The organism is Croceicoccus gelatinilyticus (assembly GCF_018398395.1).
In the GTDB taxonomy this organism is placed as follows: domain Bacteria; phylum Pseudomonadota; class Alphaproteobacteria; order Sphingomonadales; family Sphingomonadaceae; genus Croceicoccus; species Croceicoccus gelatinilyticus.
Genome location: NZ_JAHCBF010000002.1, coordinates 170,218 through 185,894 on the forward strand (window position 1 = coordinate 170,218; position 15,677 = coordinate 185,894).

A 15,677-nucleotide genomic window follows, 5' to 3' on the forward strand; every position below is an offset into this window, starting at 1 on the left:
CGGATAAAAAGCGAGGGTCAAAAAGCCGATCGCACTGATCGCCTGTCGGGCACGACTGGCTCGATCGGAAATAATATACATATACTTTCAATGTCTTATAAAATTCAGGACATCGTTTCCGCCCTCTGACTATCCGCGCGTCGGACAGGGCCGTCTGATTTGTCGCGAAAGCACCAAAGCTGCGCCATCGCAGGGTCATGGGAGAGCAGACACCCTTCGAATCGCCCGGCGCCGCCACTCTGTATGAGCGTCTCTGGACCCGCCATGTCGTGGCAGGGGACCCGAACGGGCGCGCCCTGCTCTACATCGATCGCCACCTGCTGCACGAAGTCAGCACGCCGCAAAGCTTCGAACTGCTGCGCGCGAACGACCTGTCGGTCCGCCGCCCCGCAACGAACCTTGCCGTGCCCGACCATGCCGTGCCGACCCGCAATCGCGCGCTGCCCCTGCCTCCGGGGCTTGCCCGCGACCAGGTGGACCTGCTGCGCCGTAACTGCGGCGAATTCGGGATCGAACTGCTGGACCTCGATGATGTGCGGCAGGGTATCGTTCACGTCATTTCGCCCGAACAGGGTTTCACTCTTCCCGGCATCACGCTGGTCTGCGGTGACAGCCACACCGCCACCCACGGCGCTTTCGGGGCGCTGGCCTTCGGCATCGGTGCCAGCGAATGCGGCACCGTCATGGCGGCCCAGTGCCTTTGGCAGACGCGGGCGAAGACGATGCAGGTCCGCTTTGACGGCAAGCTGGACGACAACGTCACGACCAAGGACCTGATCCTTGCCCTGATCGGCCAGATCGGGGCCGCTGGCGCAACCGGCTATGCCATCGAGTTTACCGGAGACGCCATCGCCAGCGCATCGATGGAAGCGCGGATGAGCCTGTGCAACATGGCGATCGAAGCCGGTTCACGCACAGGCCTGATCGCGCCCGATGACACAACTTTCGAATACCTCGCCGAACGCCCCCGCGCGCCCAAGGGCAAGGATTGGGATGCGGCCCTCGCCTATTGGAAGACGCTGAAAAGCGATGCGGGCGCGCATTTCGACAAGACGGTCGTGATCGACGCGTCGGAAATCGCGCCACACGTCAGTTGGGGCACCTCGCCCGATCAGGTTGCACCAATCGACACGGCCCTGCCCTCCCCCGCCGCCGGATCGCGCGACGCCAAGGCGCAGGATTACATGGGTCTCGAACCCGGCAAGCCACTGCTCGGCACCCAAATCGATTTCGCTTTCATCGGAAGCTGCACCAACGGGCGGATCGAGGATCTGCGCAAGGCCGCTGGTATCGTGAAGGGCCACAAAGTCGCGCCGCACGTGCAGGCGATCGTCGTACCCGGATCGGGGCAGGTCAAGGCGCTGGCAGAAGCCGAAGGGCTGGACCGCGTGTTTACCGAGGCAGGCTTCGAATGGCATTCGGCCGGCTGCTCGCTCTGCGTTGCGATGAACGGCGATACCGTGCCCACCGGCAAGCGCAGCGCATCCACCAGCAACCGCAATTTCGAAGGGCGGCAGGGCCCCGGTGCCCGCACCCATCTTGCCAGCCCGGCCACGGTCGCGGCTTCTGCCATCGCCGGCCATCTCGCGGACCCGAGAAAGACGTCATGAAACCTTTCGACACCCTTGCCGCCAAGGCGATCTCGCTGCCCGATGACGATGTCGACACCGACATCATCTATCCGGCGCGCTTCCTCCTCATCACCAGCCGCGACGGGCTTGGTGAATACGCCTTTGCCGACCGTGTCGCCGGCGGCGATACCCGCATCGGGGCAGGCACCGGCGCACCGATCCTGATCGCGGGCCGCAATTTCGGTTGCGGTTCCAGCCGCGAGCACGCCGTCTGGGCCATTGCCGATCTGGGCGTGCGCGCGATCTTCGCCACCTCTTTCGGAGAAATCTTCCGCGGCAACTGCGCCAACAACGGCATCGTTGCAGGCGTGGTCACCGAAGACGTCGCCGAAACCCTGCACGCCGCAGCGCAGGCCGGAGACCGGATCGAAGTCGATCTGGTGGGCCGCACCGTCGCGTGCAGCGCGGGTACGTTCGCGTTCTCCATCGGAGAGGCGGAGCGCGAGAGCCTTTTGAACGGGTGGAACGAGACCACCCGCATCCTTGCCCTTCACGAACAGCAGATCGCCCGTTTCGAAAAGCGCCAGCGCGTTGCCGAACCGTGGCTCTGGGCGAACGAAACCGAACAGGAGATCACCGAAAATGTCTGACACCACCCTGCGCGACAAGCTGGCCACCGGCGAGTTCTTCGTCGTCCCCGGCGTCCAGGACATGATCACGGCGGTCGTCGCAAAGAAAGTCGGTTTCGACGTGCTTTATGGCAGCGGCTACTGGCTGACCGCCTCGGCGTACGGCCTGCCCGATGCCGGCCTTGTTTCCTACAACCAGATGCTGGACCGGATGCAGACGATCCGCACGACCACCGGCCTGCCGCTGATCGCCGATGCCGATACGGGCTTCGGCGGTTTGCTCAACGTCGATCACACCGTGCGCGGCTATGAGGGCGCCGGCATCTCGGCCATCCAGATCGAGGACCAGGAATTCCCCAAGAAGTGCGGCCACACCCCCGGCCGCCGCGTCGTGCCCATCGAGGACATGGTCGAGAAGGTGAAGGTCGCGGTCGAGGCGCGTGACGAAATGCTGGTCATTGCGCGCACTGATGCGCGCCAAGCCGAAGGTCTCGACGGCACGCTGCGCCGTCTTGAAGCCTATGCCAAGGCCGGTGCCGACATCCTTTTCCCCGAAGCGCTGGAAAGCGAAGAGGAAATGCGCAAGGTCTGCGAGACTTTCGAACAGCCGGTTCTGGTCAACATGGCCAATGGCGGGTCGACCCCGCCGATGAAGGGCGACGTGCTGGGCGAGATCGGCTTTGCCTTTGCAATCTACCCCTCGCTGACCAGCCTTGTCGCGGCGCAGGCCGCCGAAACCGCGCTGACCCGCCTTCGCGACGATCTGGACGGTGAGCCTGCCGATGTGCCGCTGTTCAACTTCAAGGAATTCTGCGGCCTGATCGGCTTCGAACACGTCTGGGAATTCGACCGCAAGTGGGCGCGATGAAAACCCGGCAGATCACGGCGGCGGTTCTCGACCGATCGGGAGAGAACCCCCGCCCATACGTGCGGAACGAGGCGATGCGCGTCGCCTCGCTCGATCTTGACCCTCCGGGGCAGGACGAGCTGCTGATCCGCATGGAAGCGGCGGGGCTGTGTCACTCCGACCTTTCGGTCGTGAACGGTGACCGGCCCCGTCCAATGCCCATGGCGTTGGGCCACGAAGGCACCGGCATCGTCGAACAGGTCGGCCCCGGTGTCACGGGCTATGCCAAGGGCGACCGTGTCGTCCTGGCTTTCCTGCCGTCGTGCGGACAGTGCGTGCCGTGCCAGTCGGGCGAAGGCTACCTTTGCGAACGCGGCGCAGCCGCCAACGGCAAGGGCGAGATGCTGAACGGCGGCTTCCGCCTGCATGAATGCGGGCATGACGTGCACCATCACCTCGGCGTGTCGGCATTTGCCAGCCATGCTGTCGTCGATCGCCGCTCCGCCGTGAAGGTCGATGCCGACATCCCGGCAGAGATCGCCGCCGTCTTTGGTTGTGCGGTGCTGACCGGCGTTGGTGCGGCCATGAACAGCGCGAAGATCACGCCTGGCGAAACGGTCGTCGTCTTCGGCCTTGGCGGGGTCGGCCTTGCCGCCGTCATGGGCGCATTGGCAAGTGGCGCAGCCAAGGTGATCGGCGTCGATCCCGTGGTCGAAAAGCTGCGGCTTGCCGAGGAAGTCGGCGCTTACGCTGTCGCTCCCGACGATCTGGAAGCGGTCATGAAGCGCGAGATGCCCGCAGGGCCCGACGTGGTGATCGAAACCGCAGGCCACGCGCGCGTGCTGGAAACCGCCTATCGCGCTGCGCGGCGCGGTGGTCGTATCGTGACCGTGGGCCTGCCCGCCCCCGACCAGACCTTCGGCATTCCCGCCGTGTCGCTGGTGGCAGAGGGCAAGACCCTGATCGGTTCGTACATGGGATCGTCGATCCCGGCGCGCGACATCCCGCGTTACATCGCCCTTTGGCGTGCGGGTAAGCTGCCGGTCGAAAAGCTCATCACGTCGACCCATGAACTGGGTGAGTTGAACGCGATGATGGACCGGATGGCTGACGGACAGGGTGTCCGCCAGATCATCCTGTTCTGATCGGGCCCGAAGCCCGTCAGCGCTGCATTAGCGCGACGGCTTCGGCCTCGCTCAGGACTTCTGCATATTTCTGCGAAAGGTCAAACAGGTTCGATTCGTGCGGGCGCGCATCGCGGTCGCCGCAGGCATCGGCCACGACCAGCGGAACGAAACCGTTCTGCATCGCGTCGAGCGCGGTGGCCCTGACACAGCCCGAGGTCGAGAACCCAGTGATGAACAGGGAATCGATGCCCATCGCCGTCAGCGTAGCCGCCAGCGACGTGCCGAAGAACGACGAGGCATATTGCTTGGTCACCACGACCTCGTCCGCGCGCGGGTCGAGATCAGGCGGGAAAGCGCCTAGCTCAGAACCTTCAAGGAACGACTGAAGCGCAGGCACCTTGCGATAGAACAGCCCGCCGTCGAGCCCGCCTGCGCGGTAGACGACGTTCGTGAAGATCACCGGAACGCCGGCCTCTCGCGCCGCGGCGACGAGGCGGCGGCAGCTGTCAGCCGCATCCTCGAATCGCGGGGAATAGAGCGGGCAATCCGGCGTCAAATACGCCATCACCACGTCGACGAGGATGAGAGCGGGGTTCTTCCCGCTCTCCAGCGCGCCGCCGAAACCGCCGCGCGCATAATCCTCGTTAAGGTCCTTTTCCTCGCTCACTCCGCGGCCTCCGCCAGCGAAGAGTGCCACTGCGGCTGCTTGGGAGCGGGCAGGCCCGTTTCCTCAAGGCAGTTGGCGCGCAGCGTCTCGATGTCGGGGCCGAAGTTGAACGGGCCACCATCGGCGGGACGTTCGGCCCGCATCGTCGTGCGCAGGACTTCCGTCGCATCGGCATCGACCGAGCCGTCGTCGGCAATGACCACGCCGTAATCCAGCGCGCCCTGCGCCGTGACTAGGCCCTGGCCAATTTCCTTCAACACCAGTGCCGGATCGCGTTCCAGCGGGTCGCCCCAGCCGCCACCGCCCCAGGTGATGAAGTGCAGCATGTCGCCCGCTTCGACCGGATAGTCCTCGACCTTGTTGCCCATGACGATCTCGGTCCCGTCGGCCTTGACCAGCAGCTTGCGCGCTCGCTTGCCCGGAAGGCCGCCATTCACACCCCAAGGCGGAACGAACCAGCGGTCGTCGTGGATGGCGATGACGCCGGGTTCGAGAAAGCGGTAGACCATGTCGATGCCGTTACCGCCGCGATGCAGGCCTGCGCCGCCGCTGTCGGGCACGGTTTCATACCGTTCGATCCGCAGCGGGAAGTAACGCTCAAGGAACTCGTTCGGCACGTTGGTAAAGCCCGGCCAGAGCGAGTGGCCGTCCGGCCCGTCGCCCAGCGGACGGCCCGGAATACCACCGAAGCCGATCTGGAAAAGCTGGAACCACTTACCGTTCTTGTCCGTGCCCGCGTAGAACAGGTGCGGCGAGGACGAGAAGCCCGCGGCATTGAGGAATTCCGGCGTCTTCTGGCCCAGCAGGCCGCCGAGAATGTCGAAGAGGCGGCCCAGCGCGTGGGTGCGGCCCGACAGGGCGGCGGGGAACTTGGGCTTCAGCAGCGAGCCCTTGGGAATGCGAACCTCGATCAGGTCGTAGAACCCGTCGTTGAACAGGATCTGCGGATCGAAAACCATGATCATGTAGATGCCGAAGAACATCTTCATCATGTTTTCATTGAGAAAGAAGTTGATCGAGGCCTGGCTCTGCGGATCGGTGCCATCGAAGTCGAGGATCACCTTCCCGTTCTCGCGCCACATCGTGCAGCGGATCTTGTAGGGGCCGTAGCCAAGGCCATCGTCGCAGATGTAGTCCTGGAAGCTGACCTTCTCTTCCGACACCGACGTTTCAACCAGGTGCTTCATCGCGCGGTAGTTGCGATCGAGCAGCAGGTTCGTGGCCGAGGCATAGACGTCGTCGCCGAAACGCTCGCAAAGCTCGACAACGCGGCGCGCGGCCACGCGGCAGGCCGCGATCAGGGCGTTGAGGTCGGCCGAACACCATTCGGGCGTACGGACCTGGTGCAGCACCAGCTTCATAAGGTCTTCGTTGTACTGGCCCTGCTTCCACAGCTTCACCGGCGGAATGCGCACACCTTCCTGGAAGATGCTGGTCGCGTCGATCGGCATCGATCCGGGCACCTTGCCGCCGATGTCGGACTGGTGCCCAAACATAGAGGTATAGGCGACGAGGCGGCCGTCCTTGAACACCGGCATCAGCACCAGCCAGTCGTTCGAGTGGCTGATCGCGCCGCCGACCGAATAGGGGTCGGACAGGAAGATCAGGTCGCCGTCTTCGACCGTGCCGTCGAACCCGTCGAGGAACGGGCCGATATAGCTGCCGAACTGGCCGACGATCATGCGGCCCTTGCTGTCGGCGATAAGGGGGAACGCGTCACCCTGTTCGCGAATGCCGGGCGACATGGCGGTACGCACCAGCGTCGCGTCCATTTCGATGCGGGCGTTGCGAAGCGCATTTTCGATGACCTCCAGCGTGACGGGATCGATGTCGACCGTCGCGAAGGGGGCTTCGTTTTCCTGGATGATCCGTGCAGGCATCGGTGATTACTCCCTTCGCTCAGGCGAGGTTGATGAGGATGTTGCCGACGGCATCGACGGTGCCCACGCAATCGGCTTCGATCAGCGTGGTGGAATCCATCTCGATGACGATGGCAGGGCCCGGGATCACGTCCCCGGCGCGCAGTTTGGAACGGTCGTAGATCACGGCAGGCGCCATCTTGCCGTCTGCCCACAACTCGTGATCGCGGATCTTTGCCTCGGACGGATCGCCGTTGCCTTCGGGCAGGTTGAACCGGCCGAGTTCGAGTGCCGGGCCAAGCGCCACGGCGCGAAGGTTCACCAGTTCGTGGGCGCTGTCCATGTTGAATGTGAACAGGCGCTCATGCTCTTCGTCGAAACGGGCGCGCACGGCGGCCAGGCCATCCTTGCGCAGCGTTTCGGGGTCGATCGACAGCGGGACTTCGAAGGCCTGACCTTCGTAACGCACGTCGAGTTCGAACGAGGTGTTGATGTCGGACGGGCTGATGCCTTCCGCTTCAAGTTCAGCGCGCGTTTCGGCGGCCATTTCCTCGAGGATGGCAATGACGCTGGCCTCGTCGGTTTCGTCGAAACGCTTCGAAAAGCTGCGCGCCGTTTCGGTGCGCATCTGCGTCGTCGCGTCGCCAAGGGCGCAAAGCACGCCCGGGCTGACCGGCGAGACCGCGGGCCAGCTACCCATCAGGCGGGCGACCGCGTTGACGTGGAGCGGACCTGCACCGCCAAAGCCCATCAGGGCGAAGTGGCGGGGGTCATAGCCCTGCTGGACCGAGATCATGCGCAGCGCGCCGAACATGTTCTCGTTCACGATGTCGATGATGCCGCGGGCCGCTTCCATAAGGCCGATACCCAGTGCATCCGCGATCTTCTGAACCGCAGCCTTCGCGCCTTCGCGGTCAAGCTTGAACGAACCGCCCAGCAGGCTTTCGGGCAAATAGCCTAGCACGACGTTGGCGTCGGTCACCGTCGCCTCGGTCCCGCCCTTGCCATAGGCGACAGGACCCGGAACCGCGCCCGCCGACTGCGGGCCGACGCGCAGCGCGCCGGTCAGTTCGGGGACATAGGCGATCGAACCGCCACCGGCGCCCACCGTCTTCACGTCCAGCGCCGAAGCGCGGACCGAGAGGTGTCCGACCTCGGTCGTGCGGACGCGGCGAGCTTCGAGATTCTCGATCAATGCCACGTCGGTCGAAGTGCCGCCGACGTCGAGGGTAAGGATGTTCTTGAGCCCCGCGTTCTTCGCGACCCAGAGCGCGCCGGTCACGCCGCCAGCCGGGCCGGACATGAGCAGCGAGACGGGATGCTCTTCCGACTTTTCGGAGCTCATCAGACCGCCATCCGAACGCAGCAGCGAAAGCGAACCGGCCATGCCGCCTGCACGAAGCTGGCTGCGAAGCGCGCGGACATAGCTGCCGACGACGGGGCGCACGGCGGCGTTGGCAACCGTGGTCAGGGTGCGTTCGTATTCCTGCATTTCGGGCAGGACTTCGTGGCTGAGCGAGATCGGAACGTCCGGCATGATCTCTGCGGCGAGTTCGCCGACGCGGGTTTCGTGCGCGCCGTTGAGATAGCCGTTCATCAGGCTGACGGTCAGCGCCTCGACGCCTGCATCGCGCAGCGTTTCGAGCGCCTTGCGAATCTGCGCATCGTCGATCGGGCGCACTTCGTTGCCGTTGGCATCCATGCGGCCATCGATTTCGACAGTGTCTTCCAGCGCGGCGAGCGGTTCGGGCTTGGGCCACACGATCCAGCCGGCAAGACCGCCCGGCACGAAGCTGCGCGCGATCTGCATGACCTGGCGATAGCCTTCGCTGACGATCAGGCCGACGCGGCTGCCCTTGCCTTCAAGGACGGCATTCGTCGCAACGGTCGTACCGTGCAGGAAAAACTCGATATCGGCAGGGGTGATGCCCGCCTTCTCGCAGATAGCTTCAAGGCCGTTCAGGATGCCTTCGGAGCTGTCGTGCGGGGTGGAGGGGGTCTTGTGGCGCCAGAAGGCTCCGCTTTCCTGATCGAACAGGAGCAGGTCCGTGAATGTGCCGCCGACGTCAACGCCAAGCCGATAGGTCATATGTCTTGATCTCGCGTGTGGTTTAACGACGCGATGCAAGCATTGGCGCAGGCCCGATGGCAGGGGGCGAGCGGCTGTTGATCGCTAGGCGGAGAGCGCATTGCGCCGCGCCGTATCCGCAGATCGGCGGTTACACGCGGGTTCCTGCCACAATGCAGCGTATCGCTTGGTGGCCAATATCCGGCACGCGGTCATCGACGAGCATTTCCTGTTCGCCCTGCCCGGTCGGCTTCAGCCTGTGGCAACAGCAATTCGCGGAGCGCCCCCTTTGCCGCAAGACGCCAATTCTTCGTCCGCCCTGCCCGTCAACGTGCTGCTGCGCTATGGCCTTGGCCAGACGGGCGCACAGATCTTCCGGGATACGCCAGCCGCGCTTCTGCCGGTATTCATGACGACCATCCTGGGCATTCCGGCATGGATGGCAGGGGCGGCGATCCTGATCCCCAAGTTGTGGGTCATCATCTGCGATCCGTTGATGGGCGCATGGTCCGACCGCTCGGCCAACAAGGTCGGACGCACGCCGTTTCTCGCTGTCGGCGCGATCCTGACCAGTCTGGGTTTCTATGCCCTGTTCAGCATTCCCGATTTCGCAAGCGAACTGGTGACGGCAACGATCGTCAGCATCGTGTTCCTGCTATCGATGACGGCATTCAGCGCGTTCTCGGTCCCCTACCTCGGCATCGCCGCGCTATTGTCTACCGACACGCACGAGCGAACCCGCATCCTTGTCTACCGCATGATCTTCGTGACGGCGGGCGTGCTACTGGGTGTCGGCGTTGCCCAACCGGTCGTGTTCTGGTTCGGCGGCGGTTATGCCGGGTGGCATTCGATGGGGCTGATCTTCGGACTGATCTGCCTTGTATCAATGCTGGGCAGCGCGATCGGGCTGCATTCGGTGCTGAAGGATCACAAGACTTCGGAAGAACAGGCAACGCCTCCGCTGAAAGAGCAGTTCGCGGCGCTGGCCCGCAACAAGCCGTTCCGCCTGCTTTTGATCATCCATTTCATCCAGACGGTCGGTCAGGCCTGTTCCTATACCGTCGTCGCGCTGGTCTTCATCTACCTTGCCGGTAGCGTCGAACTGCTGCTGCCCTTCGTCATCGTAATGTCGATCGTCGGCTTGTCCGTCCAGCCGCTGTGGCTTTCGCTGTCGAAGCGGATGGGCAAGCTGCCACTGTTTGTCTGGCAGGTTCTGGCATGGTGCCTCATCACGCTCAGCTGGCTGTGGATCGACTACGGCTCGGACATGTTCGTTGCCCTGCCCGCAGTGGGCGAAGTAAGCGTGAAGGAACTGCTCATCCTGCTGCGCGGCGGGTTGATCGGGGTGACCAATGCGGGCTTCCTGCTATTGCTCACCTCCCTTTTCACCGACAGCATCTACCAGGGCGAAACCGGATCGGGCGCGGCGATGGAAGGCAGCTATGCCGGCATCTGGTCCGCGTCGGAGAAACTGGCCTTTGCGCTCGGCCCGCTGATTTCGGGTGTCACGCTGTCGGCGTTCGGCTTCCAGTCATCGCGCGGCGGAATCATCGAACAGGATGCAGGCGCGCTGACCGGCATCATCATGTCGTACTCGGTCGTGCCGATGGCATTCTTTCTTGCCAGCATGGCTTTCGTGCCTGCGCTCAACCGGGCGCTGAAGGCCGCGGATCAGGCAGGCGAGCCCGTCCCCGCCTGACGCGGACGGGTTCAAACCGGCGGGATCAGCCGCGCGAAAGGTAGCTGCCGTAGCCGCCTTCGCCGGTGATCTCGTGGTCGTGCATGATCGTCTTGCCGCGCAGGATCGTACGCACTGGCCAACCTTTCAGCGAATGTCCTTCGTAGAGGCTATAGTCGGAGAACGAGCCCAGCTTCGCCGGATCGACCTCGTGCACCTTGGCAAGGTCGACCAGCGTCACGTCGGCGTCGCTGCCGGGCGCGAGACTGCCCTTGCTTTCCAGCCCGAAGATCGCGGCCGGCGCGCTGGTCAGCAGTTCGGCAATGCGCGGAAGACTGAGCCTGCCCTTGTGGTACCCGTGGTCGAGCAGGACCGGCAGGATCGTCGCCGTGCCGGGGAACCCCTGCGAGGCGGACCAGATCGAGGTTTCCTTCGTCGCCCGCTTGCGCGGGACGTGGTCAGAGGCAACGACATCGATCGAACCGTCGGCCAGCCCTTCCCATAGCGCGGCGACATCGTCGGCGCTGCGGAACGGGGGGTTTGCCTTGCCGATGGGCCCGATGTCGGCATCGAGATCGTGGGTCAGATAATGCGGGCATGTCTCGACGAAGACGCGGTCATAGCGGTCGCGCCAGCGCCGCACCTCGTCCAGCGCCATGCGCGTGCTGAGGTGCGGGATGTAGATCGTCGCGCCCAGGTGCTCTGCAAAATAGAGCGCGCGCACGACGCTTTCCGCCTCAGTGAACGGAGGCTTCGACAGGTTCCAGTCGCGCAAGGTACCGCCGCCTGAGGCAATCGTGTCGCGGCGGAAGCGGTTCACCAGTTCGATATTCTCGGTATGGACGACGATGGTGACGTCGCCGATCGACGCGGCCTTTTCCAGCAAGGCGTAGAAGTAGCCGTCATCGGTGCCATCAAGGCCCAGATAACGTCCCTCCTCGCCCTTGAAGTTCATGAAATACTTGAACGAATTGACGCCATAGCGGGAACAGTATTCCTGCATCTCGCCAAGATGCGTGTCGTTCGCGACGCTGAAGTGAAAACCGAAATCGACGTGCGAACGCTGACGGGCGTGGGCGATTTCGGCGTCGAATATCTCGCCATAGGGCTGACTGGACAGAAAGTAGCCAACGATCGAAGTGAACCCGCCCTGCGCGGCATAGACGGTTTCGGTCGTGTATTCGGTCACCGGCTCACCGAATCCGAAATGGACATGTGCATCGATCAGGCCAGGGAAGACGTGAAGGCCGGTCGCGTCGATCACGTCTTTCGCCTCGGGACCTGATCCGGGGAGAAACTGGCCTACTACGATGCCCGAGGAAATCGCGATGTCGCGCGCCTCCACCGTTCCGGCCGGATCGACAACCTTTCCGTTCGCAATCAGCAGGTCGCAGGTCATGTCAGTGTCTCCGGTGCAGGTGGCGGCGTGCCTTCTGGAATGGCGAGCCAGTGCAGTTCGTTCTCGAAGTCGGCGCGTGCCGCGTTTTCGGCGATGAAAGTCAGGTGCGGGGTAACGCCCTCAGGCACCGACGCGATCATCTCGATCTCGAAATGGTCGCCCACCCCCTGGACGAGGAAGGCACCATGCCGCCCCGGCACGATGCCTTTCACGCGGAGCAGACTGCTTCCCAATCGGACACTCAGAACCGTGGTTAAAGCGACTATGCCCGACCGTGTTGCCAAGGCTTCGATCGGTAGGCTGAACGCGCGCACATCGTGCGAATGGACGTGGCCCTGCCGGTCTTCGTCGAGGTCGGGGGAAATCAGCGACGGTGCAAAAACCGATCGCGGCGCTTCTGCCGCAGAATCCGCATCGGTAATCACGGCCAGTGGATTGACCGACCGGACCAGCCCCAGCATTCGCGCAGGCACTGGTCCGTGCAGGTCCTCTTTCGAAAAGACCAAGCGGTCCGCCAGCGCGATCTGGTTTCGCATTTCGGCAAAATGGGACAGCCGGTTTTCAAGATCATGATGATCGACAACCGTCACGACCACGCCCGCAGTCAGGAAATGAGCCAGCAGAGAGCTTTGCCGGATCACCCGCCGGATGGGCCCTGGATCGGCCAATCCGGTCGTTTCGATCACGATACGGTCGAAGGCGGGGATCTCGCCCGCAGCCCGCCGCCTGCACAGTTCCAGCAGCGTTTCGGGCAAGGAATCGACAACCGCGCAGCACAGGCAGCCGCCTTCCAACAATGCGATGTTATCGCTGCGTTCTGTCACCAGCAGATGATCGAGCGCGATGTCGCCCAATTCGTTCACGATGACGGCAGTTCCGGCCATATCCGGCGATGCCAGCATGCGGTTCAGAAGCGTGGTCTTGCCGCTTCCCAGAAAGCCGGTGAGGATGTCGACCGCAGTGCGCATAACGGCAGCCTATGTCGCATTTTGGCAACTACTGCGGGCCGGATGCCGGTTATCCGTCAGTCGGCTAAATCCACGTTGCGCCACTAGCCAAGACGCAGGTCGTCCGTAGCCTCCCGGTCAACAAAGGGAGTCCCGATGGCCAATTTCGATCTGTCCCACCGGCTGGAGGACGGCCCGCCGATTCTTCTGCCCGGCGTCGCCAATCCGCTTGCCGCCCGCGTGGCGCAGGATCTTGGCTTCGAAGCGCTTTACGTAACCGGCGCAGGCGTCGCGAATACCGCGCTGGGCCTGCCCGACATCGGCATTCTCAACCTGACCGACATGGCCGAAACCGTGTCCGCCATCGCCGACGTTGTCGACCTGCCGCTCGTCGTCGATGCCGATACCGGATATGGCAATTCGGTCAGCTGCTATCACGCGGTCCGCCGGCTTGAACGCGCCGGTGCCAGCGTCATCCAGCTTGAAGACCAGGTCTTCCCGAAACGCTGCGGCCACTTCGAAGGCAAGGAAGTCGTCCCCGCGCACGAAATGATCGGCAAGATCAAGGCCGCCTGCGATGCAAGGGCCAGCGAAAAGACGCTCATCATGGGCCGCACCGATGCCTGCGCCACCGAAGGTTACGACGCCGCGATCGAACGCGCCGCCATGTACGCCGAGGCCGGTGCCGACATCCTTTTCGTCGAAGCCTTGATCACCGAGGAACAGCTTCGCGATGCGCCTACGCGCAACAGCGGCAAGCCGCACCTCGTCAACGTCGTCCACGGCGGCAAGACCCCGCCCTTCCCGGCCGAGGAATTCGGCGCGATGGGCTATCGCCTCGTGCTCTATGCCAATGCCGCGCTGCAGGCATCGGTCGCGGGGATGCAGCACGTGCTGGCAGGCCTTCGCGATCACGGTTCACTGGAGACTGTCAGCGACCGTCTGGCTGGTTTCCCCGAACGCCAGCGCATGGTCCGCACTGCCGAGTGGGACGAAATGCGACGCCGCTATGAAGGTGCGGGCAAGTGAGCCGTCCGTGGACGGGCATCGTCTCGGCTGACGAGGAAAAACGCTACCGCGCGGCCGGGTTCGGACGCGCCGGCGGCATCGGCAAGCGCCCTGCCCTGCTGATCATCGATGTGCAGTACCGCACGATCGGGACGGCGGAAAAACCGTTCTGGGACAGCATCGAGGAATTCAAGACCAGTTGCGGCGCGCCTGGCTGGGAAGCGGTGCGCAACATCGCGCCGCTGATGCACCGGTTCCGCGAACTGGGCCTGCCCGTCATCTATCCGCACGTCGCGCCCAAGGAAGCGTTTGACCAGGGCCGCCTTGCCGCCAAGGTGCCCGAACTGATGACGATCTCGCAGGAAGGCTATCGCTTCGTCGAGGAAGTCGTTCCGCAGGACGGCGATGTCCTGCTGCCCAAGAAACACCCCAGCGCATTCTTCGGCACGCCGCTTGCCAGCTACCTGATCGATCTGGGCTGTGACGGGGTCGTCGTGACCGGATGCACCACCAGCGGTTGCGTGAGATCGAGCGTCGTCGATGCGTTTTCCTACAACTTCCACGTCACCGTGCCGGAAGAATGCGTCTACGATCGCAGCGAGGCGGCCCACGCGGTGAACCTGTTCGACATGGCCTACAAATACGCAGACGTCCGCCCCGTAGGCGAGATCGACGCCGAACTCGCGGACAGGGCTGCAGGAGAAGCGGCATGAGCGACAAGCCCGACCTTCCCCGCACCGTTCGCGGCAAGCGCCCCACGTTCTTCGACACGCCCGGCGTGGACGAAGCGTTCAGCATGATCATGACGCTGGCGCAGGAAACATGGGTCCTGCGCGACCGGCTGGACGCGGCAGAGCGGGTCATGGCGGGCCACGGTATCGACCTTGCCGGAGGGATCGAGAGCCTGAAGCTGGACGAAGCTGCGCTCAAAGAGCGCGAGGCCGCCCGCAACGCATTCTACGACCGCCTGTTCTTTATCTTCGCGCAGCAACGCGCCGAAGTCGAACAGCGCACCGGCGGCGACGCCTATGACGAAACGCTGGAGAAGATTGCCCGTGGCGACATCTGAACAGACTTTCCCCCGCCGCGGTTACGCCGACGGCCCCTTCGGACAGGTCCATTACCAGGTCATGGGCACCGGCGCCCCGCTGGTCATGTTCCATCAAGCCCCAATGACTTCGGGCCAGTTCGACATGGTTTATCCCCTGCTGGCCGAACGCGGCGTGATGGCCATCGGTATCGACATGCCCGGCTTTGGCGGGTCGGACCCGACACCCGATACACCGACAGTGGCCGACTATGCCGCGGTCGCTCCTGCCGTTCTCGACGCGCTCGGGATCGGGAAAGCGGCGATGCTGGGTCACCACACTGGCGCGCTTGCCGCGACGGAGGCGGCGATCCTTTTCCCCGACCGGTTCGACAAGCTGATCGTGAACGGCGCGCTGCTCGTCAGCGAGAAGGACCGCGAGGATTTCCTGTCGGGCCTTCACGTCTGGGAAAAGAACTTCACGGCGCGCGAACACGCAGGCCACATGGCCGAACTTTTCGACATCCGGCACCGCTTTGCCGATGGCACGGTCGAGCTTGACCGCATCAGCGATTACGTCGTGCAGGCGCTCGTCGGGCGGGGCCAGTTCTGGTGGGGGCACCACGCCGCCTACATGTACGATCAGGGCCCGCGCCTGCCGCTCGTGACGCAGCCCGGCCTGTTCCTCACCAATAGCGGCGACATGATCAATTCCCATTCGCACGAGGCGCACAAGCTGCGCCCCGATTTCGCGTTCGTCGAACTGGACGGCGGTGGGGTCGATATCGTGGACCAGCAGAGCGAGGCGTGGTCCGACGCAGTGGCGGCATTCGTGCTGGGCAAGGAGTAA

At 63.8% G+C, this 15,677-nt stretch carries 14 protein-coding genes; 9 read left to right on the forward strand and 5 right to left on the reverse strand.

Features of this window, described 5'->3' with window-relative positions:
• The first annotated feature begins 197 nt into the window (after positions 1-197).
• From leuC to KIH45_RS04690, 4 genes are read left to right on the forward strand one after another with little or no spacing between them, the layout of a single operon-like run.
• Entirely contained in the window at positions 198-1,610 is a 1,413-nt protein-coding gene (leuC, locus tag KIH45_RS04675) for a 3-isopropylmalate dehydratase large subunit (RefSeq protein WP_213174849.1), read from the forward strand.
• Positions 1,607-2,221 carry a 3-isopropylmalate dehydratase small subunit gene (locus tag KIH45_RS04680; protein WP_213174850.1) on the forward strand — a complete coding sequence of 205 codons (615 nt, stop codon included), beginning with the start codon at positions 1,607-1,609 and terminating at the stop codon, positions 2,219-2,221. The genes leuC and KIH45_RS04680 overlap by 4 nt, the downstream gene beginning before the upstream one ends.
• Complete coding sequence (locus tag KIH45_RS04685; protein WP_213174851.1) at positions 2,214-3,068, forward strand: isocitrate lyase/PEP mutase family protein; 855 nt, start codon at positions 2,214-2,216, stop codon at positions 3,066-3,068. The genes KIH45_RS04680 and KIH45_RS04685 overlap by 8 nt, the downstream gene beginning before the upstream one ends.
• Positions 3,065-4,192 (forward strand): zinc-binding dehydrogenase, encoded by a 1,128-nt coding sequence (locus KIH45_RS04690; protein WP_213174852.1) that lies wholly within the window; start codon positions 3,065-3,067, stop codon positions 4,190-4,192. Before KIH45_RS04685 ends, KIH45_RS04690 begins: the two co-directional genes overlap by 4 nt.
• A 16-nt stretch (positions 4,193-4,208) precedes the next feature.
• Here the strand turns inward: KIH45_RS04690 and KIH45_RS04695 are convergent, their stop codons facing one another.
• Genes KIH45_RS04695 through KIH45_RS04705 form a run of 3 tightly spaced genes read right to left on the reverse strand, consistent with a single transcriptional unit; the run spans position 4,209 to position 8,789 of the window.
• Positions 4,209-4,841 carry an isochorismatase family protein gene (locus KIH45_RS04695; RefSeq protein WP_213174853.1) on the reverse strand — a complete coding sequence of 211 codons (633 nt, stop codon included), beginning with the start codon at positions 4,839-4,841 and terminating at the stop codon, positions 4,209-4,211.
• On the reverse strand, positions 4,838-6,721 hold the full coding sequence (locus tag KIH45_RS04700) for a hydantoinase B/oxoprolinase family protein (protein ID WP_213174854.1): 1,884 nt from the start codon (positions 6,719-6,721) through the stop codon (positions 4,838-4,840). Before KIH45_RS04700 ends, KIH45_RS04695 begins: the two co-directional genes overlap by 4 nt.
• 19 nt (positions 6,722-6,740) lie before the next feature.
• The gene (locus tag KIH45_RS04705) at positions 6,741-8,789 is read right to left on the reverse strand and encodes a hydantoinase/oxoprolinase family protein (protein WP_213174855.1); all 2,049 of its coding nucleotides are present in this window, start codon (positions 8,787-8,789) and stop codon (positions 6,741-6,743) included.
• Positions 8,790-8,958: 169 nt separating this feature from the next.
• Here KIH45_RS04705 and KIH45_RS04710 point away from each other — a divergent pair, with 169 nt between their 5' ends.
• Positions 8,959-10,467, forward strand: coding sequence for an MFS transporter (locus KIH45_RS04710; RefSeq protein WP_337925403.1), 1,509 nt, complete (start codon positions 8,959-8,961; stop codon positions 10,465-10,467).
• A 25-nt stretch (positions 10,468-10,492) separates the two neighbouring features.
• Here the strand turns inward: KIH45_RS04710 and KIH45_RS04715 are convergent, their stop codons facing one another.
• Both KIH45_RS04715 and KIH45_RS04720 read right to left on the reverse strand, forming a co-directional pair.
• Complete coding sequence (locus KIH45_RS04715; protein WP_213174856.1) at positions 10,493-11,845, reverse strand: dihydroorotase; 1,353 nt, start codon at positions 11,843-11,845, stop codon at positions 10,493-10,495.
• The gene (locus tag KIH45_RS04720) at positions 11,842-12,813 is read right to left on the reverse strand and encodes a CobW family GTP-binding protein (RefSeq protein ID WP_213174857.1); all 972 of its coding nucleotides are present in this window, start codon (positions 12,811-12,813) and stop codon (positions 11,842-11,844) included. The genes KIH45_RS04715 and KIH45_RS04720 overlap by 4 nt, the downstream gene beginning before the upstream one ends.
• Before the next feature lie 135 nt (positions 12,814-12,948).
• Here KIH45_RS04720 and KIH45_RS04725 point away from each other — a divergent pair, with 135 nt between their 5' ends.
• From KIH45_RS04725 to KIH45_RS04740, 4 genes are read left to right on the forward strand one after another with little or no spacing between them, the layout of a single operon-like run.
• Positions 12,949-13,821 (forward strand): isocitrate lyase/PEP mutase family protein, encoded by an 873-nt coding sequence (locus KIH45_RS04725; RefSeq protein ID WP_213174858.1) that lies wholly within the window; start codon positions 12,949-12,951, stop codon positions 13,819-13,821.
• Positions 13,818-14,513, forward strand: a complete 696-nt coding sequence (locus tag KIH45_RS04730) for an isochorismatase family protein (protein ID WP_213174859.1) — start codon at positions 13,818-13,820, stop codon at positions 14,511-14,513. The genes KIH45_RS04725 and KIH45_RS04730 overlap by 4 nt, the downstream gene beginning before the upstream one ends.
• On the forward strand, positions 14,510-14,869 hold the full coding sequence (locus KIH45_RS04735; RefSeq protein WP_213174860.1) for a hypothetical protein: 360 nt from the start codon (positions 14,510-14,512) through the stop codon (positions 14,867-14,869). Before KIH45_RS04730 ends, KIH45_RS04735 begins: the two co-directional genes overlap by 4 nt.
• A complete protein-coding gene (locus tag KIH45_RS04740; RefSeq protein ID WP_337925404.1) occupies positions 14,856-15,677 on the forward strand; it encodes an alpha/beta fold hydrolase in 822 nt (273 codons plus the stop codon). Before KIH45_RS04735 ends, KIH45_RS04740 begins: the two co-directional genes overlap by 14 nt.

Bases quoted from the DNA above. Each gene is read 5' to 3' on its own strand.
- KIH45_RS04725 (WP_213174858.1), top strand. From the start codon at position 12,949: ATGGCCAATTTCGATCTGTCCCACCGGCTGGAGGACGGCCCGCCGATT.
- KIH45_RS04690 (WP_213174852.1), top strand. From the start codon at position 3,065: ATGAAAACCCGGCAGATCACGGCGGCGGTTCTCGACCGATCGGGAGAG.
- KIH45_RS04735 (WP_213174860.1), top strand. From the start codon at position 14,510: ATGAGCGACAAGCCCGACCTTCCCCGCACCGTTCGCGGCAAGCGCCCC.
- KIH45_RS04685 (WP_213174851.1), top strand. From the start codon at position 2,214: ATGTCTGACACCACCCTGCGCGACAAGCTGGCCACCGGCGAGTTCTTC.
- KIH45_RS04700 (WP_213174854.1), bottom strand. From the start codon at position 6,721: ATGCCTGCACGGATCATCCAGGAAAACGAAGCCCCCTTCGCGACGGTC.
- leuC (WP_213174849.1), top strand. From the start codon at position 198: ATGGGAGAGCAGACACCCTTCGAATCGCCCGGCGCCGCCACTCTGTAT.
- KIH45_RS04705 (WP_213174855.1), bottom strand. From the start codon at position 8,789: ATGACCTATCGGCTTGGCGTTGACGTCGGCGGCACATTCACGGACCTG.
- KIH45_RS04720 (WP_213174857.1), bottom strand. From the start codon at position 12,813: ATGCGCACTGCGGTCGACATCCTCACCGGCTTTCTGGGAAGCGGCAAG.
- KIH45_RS04715 (WP_213174856.1), bottom strand. From the start codon at position 11,845: ATGACCTGCGACCTGCTGATTGCGAACGGAAAGGTTGTCGATCCGGCC.
- KIH45_RS04680 (WP_213174850.1), top strand. From the start codon at position 1,607: ATGAAACCTTTCGACACCCTTGCCGCCAAGGCGATCTCGCTGCCCGAT.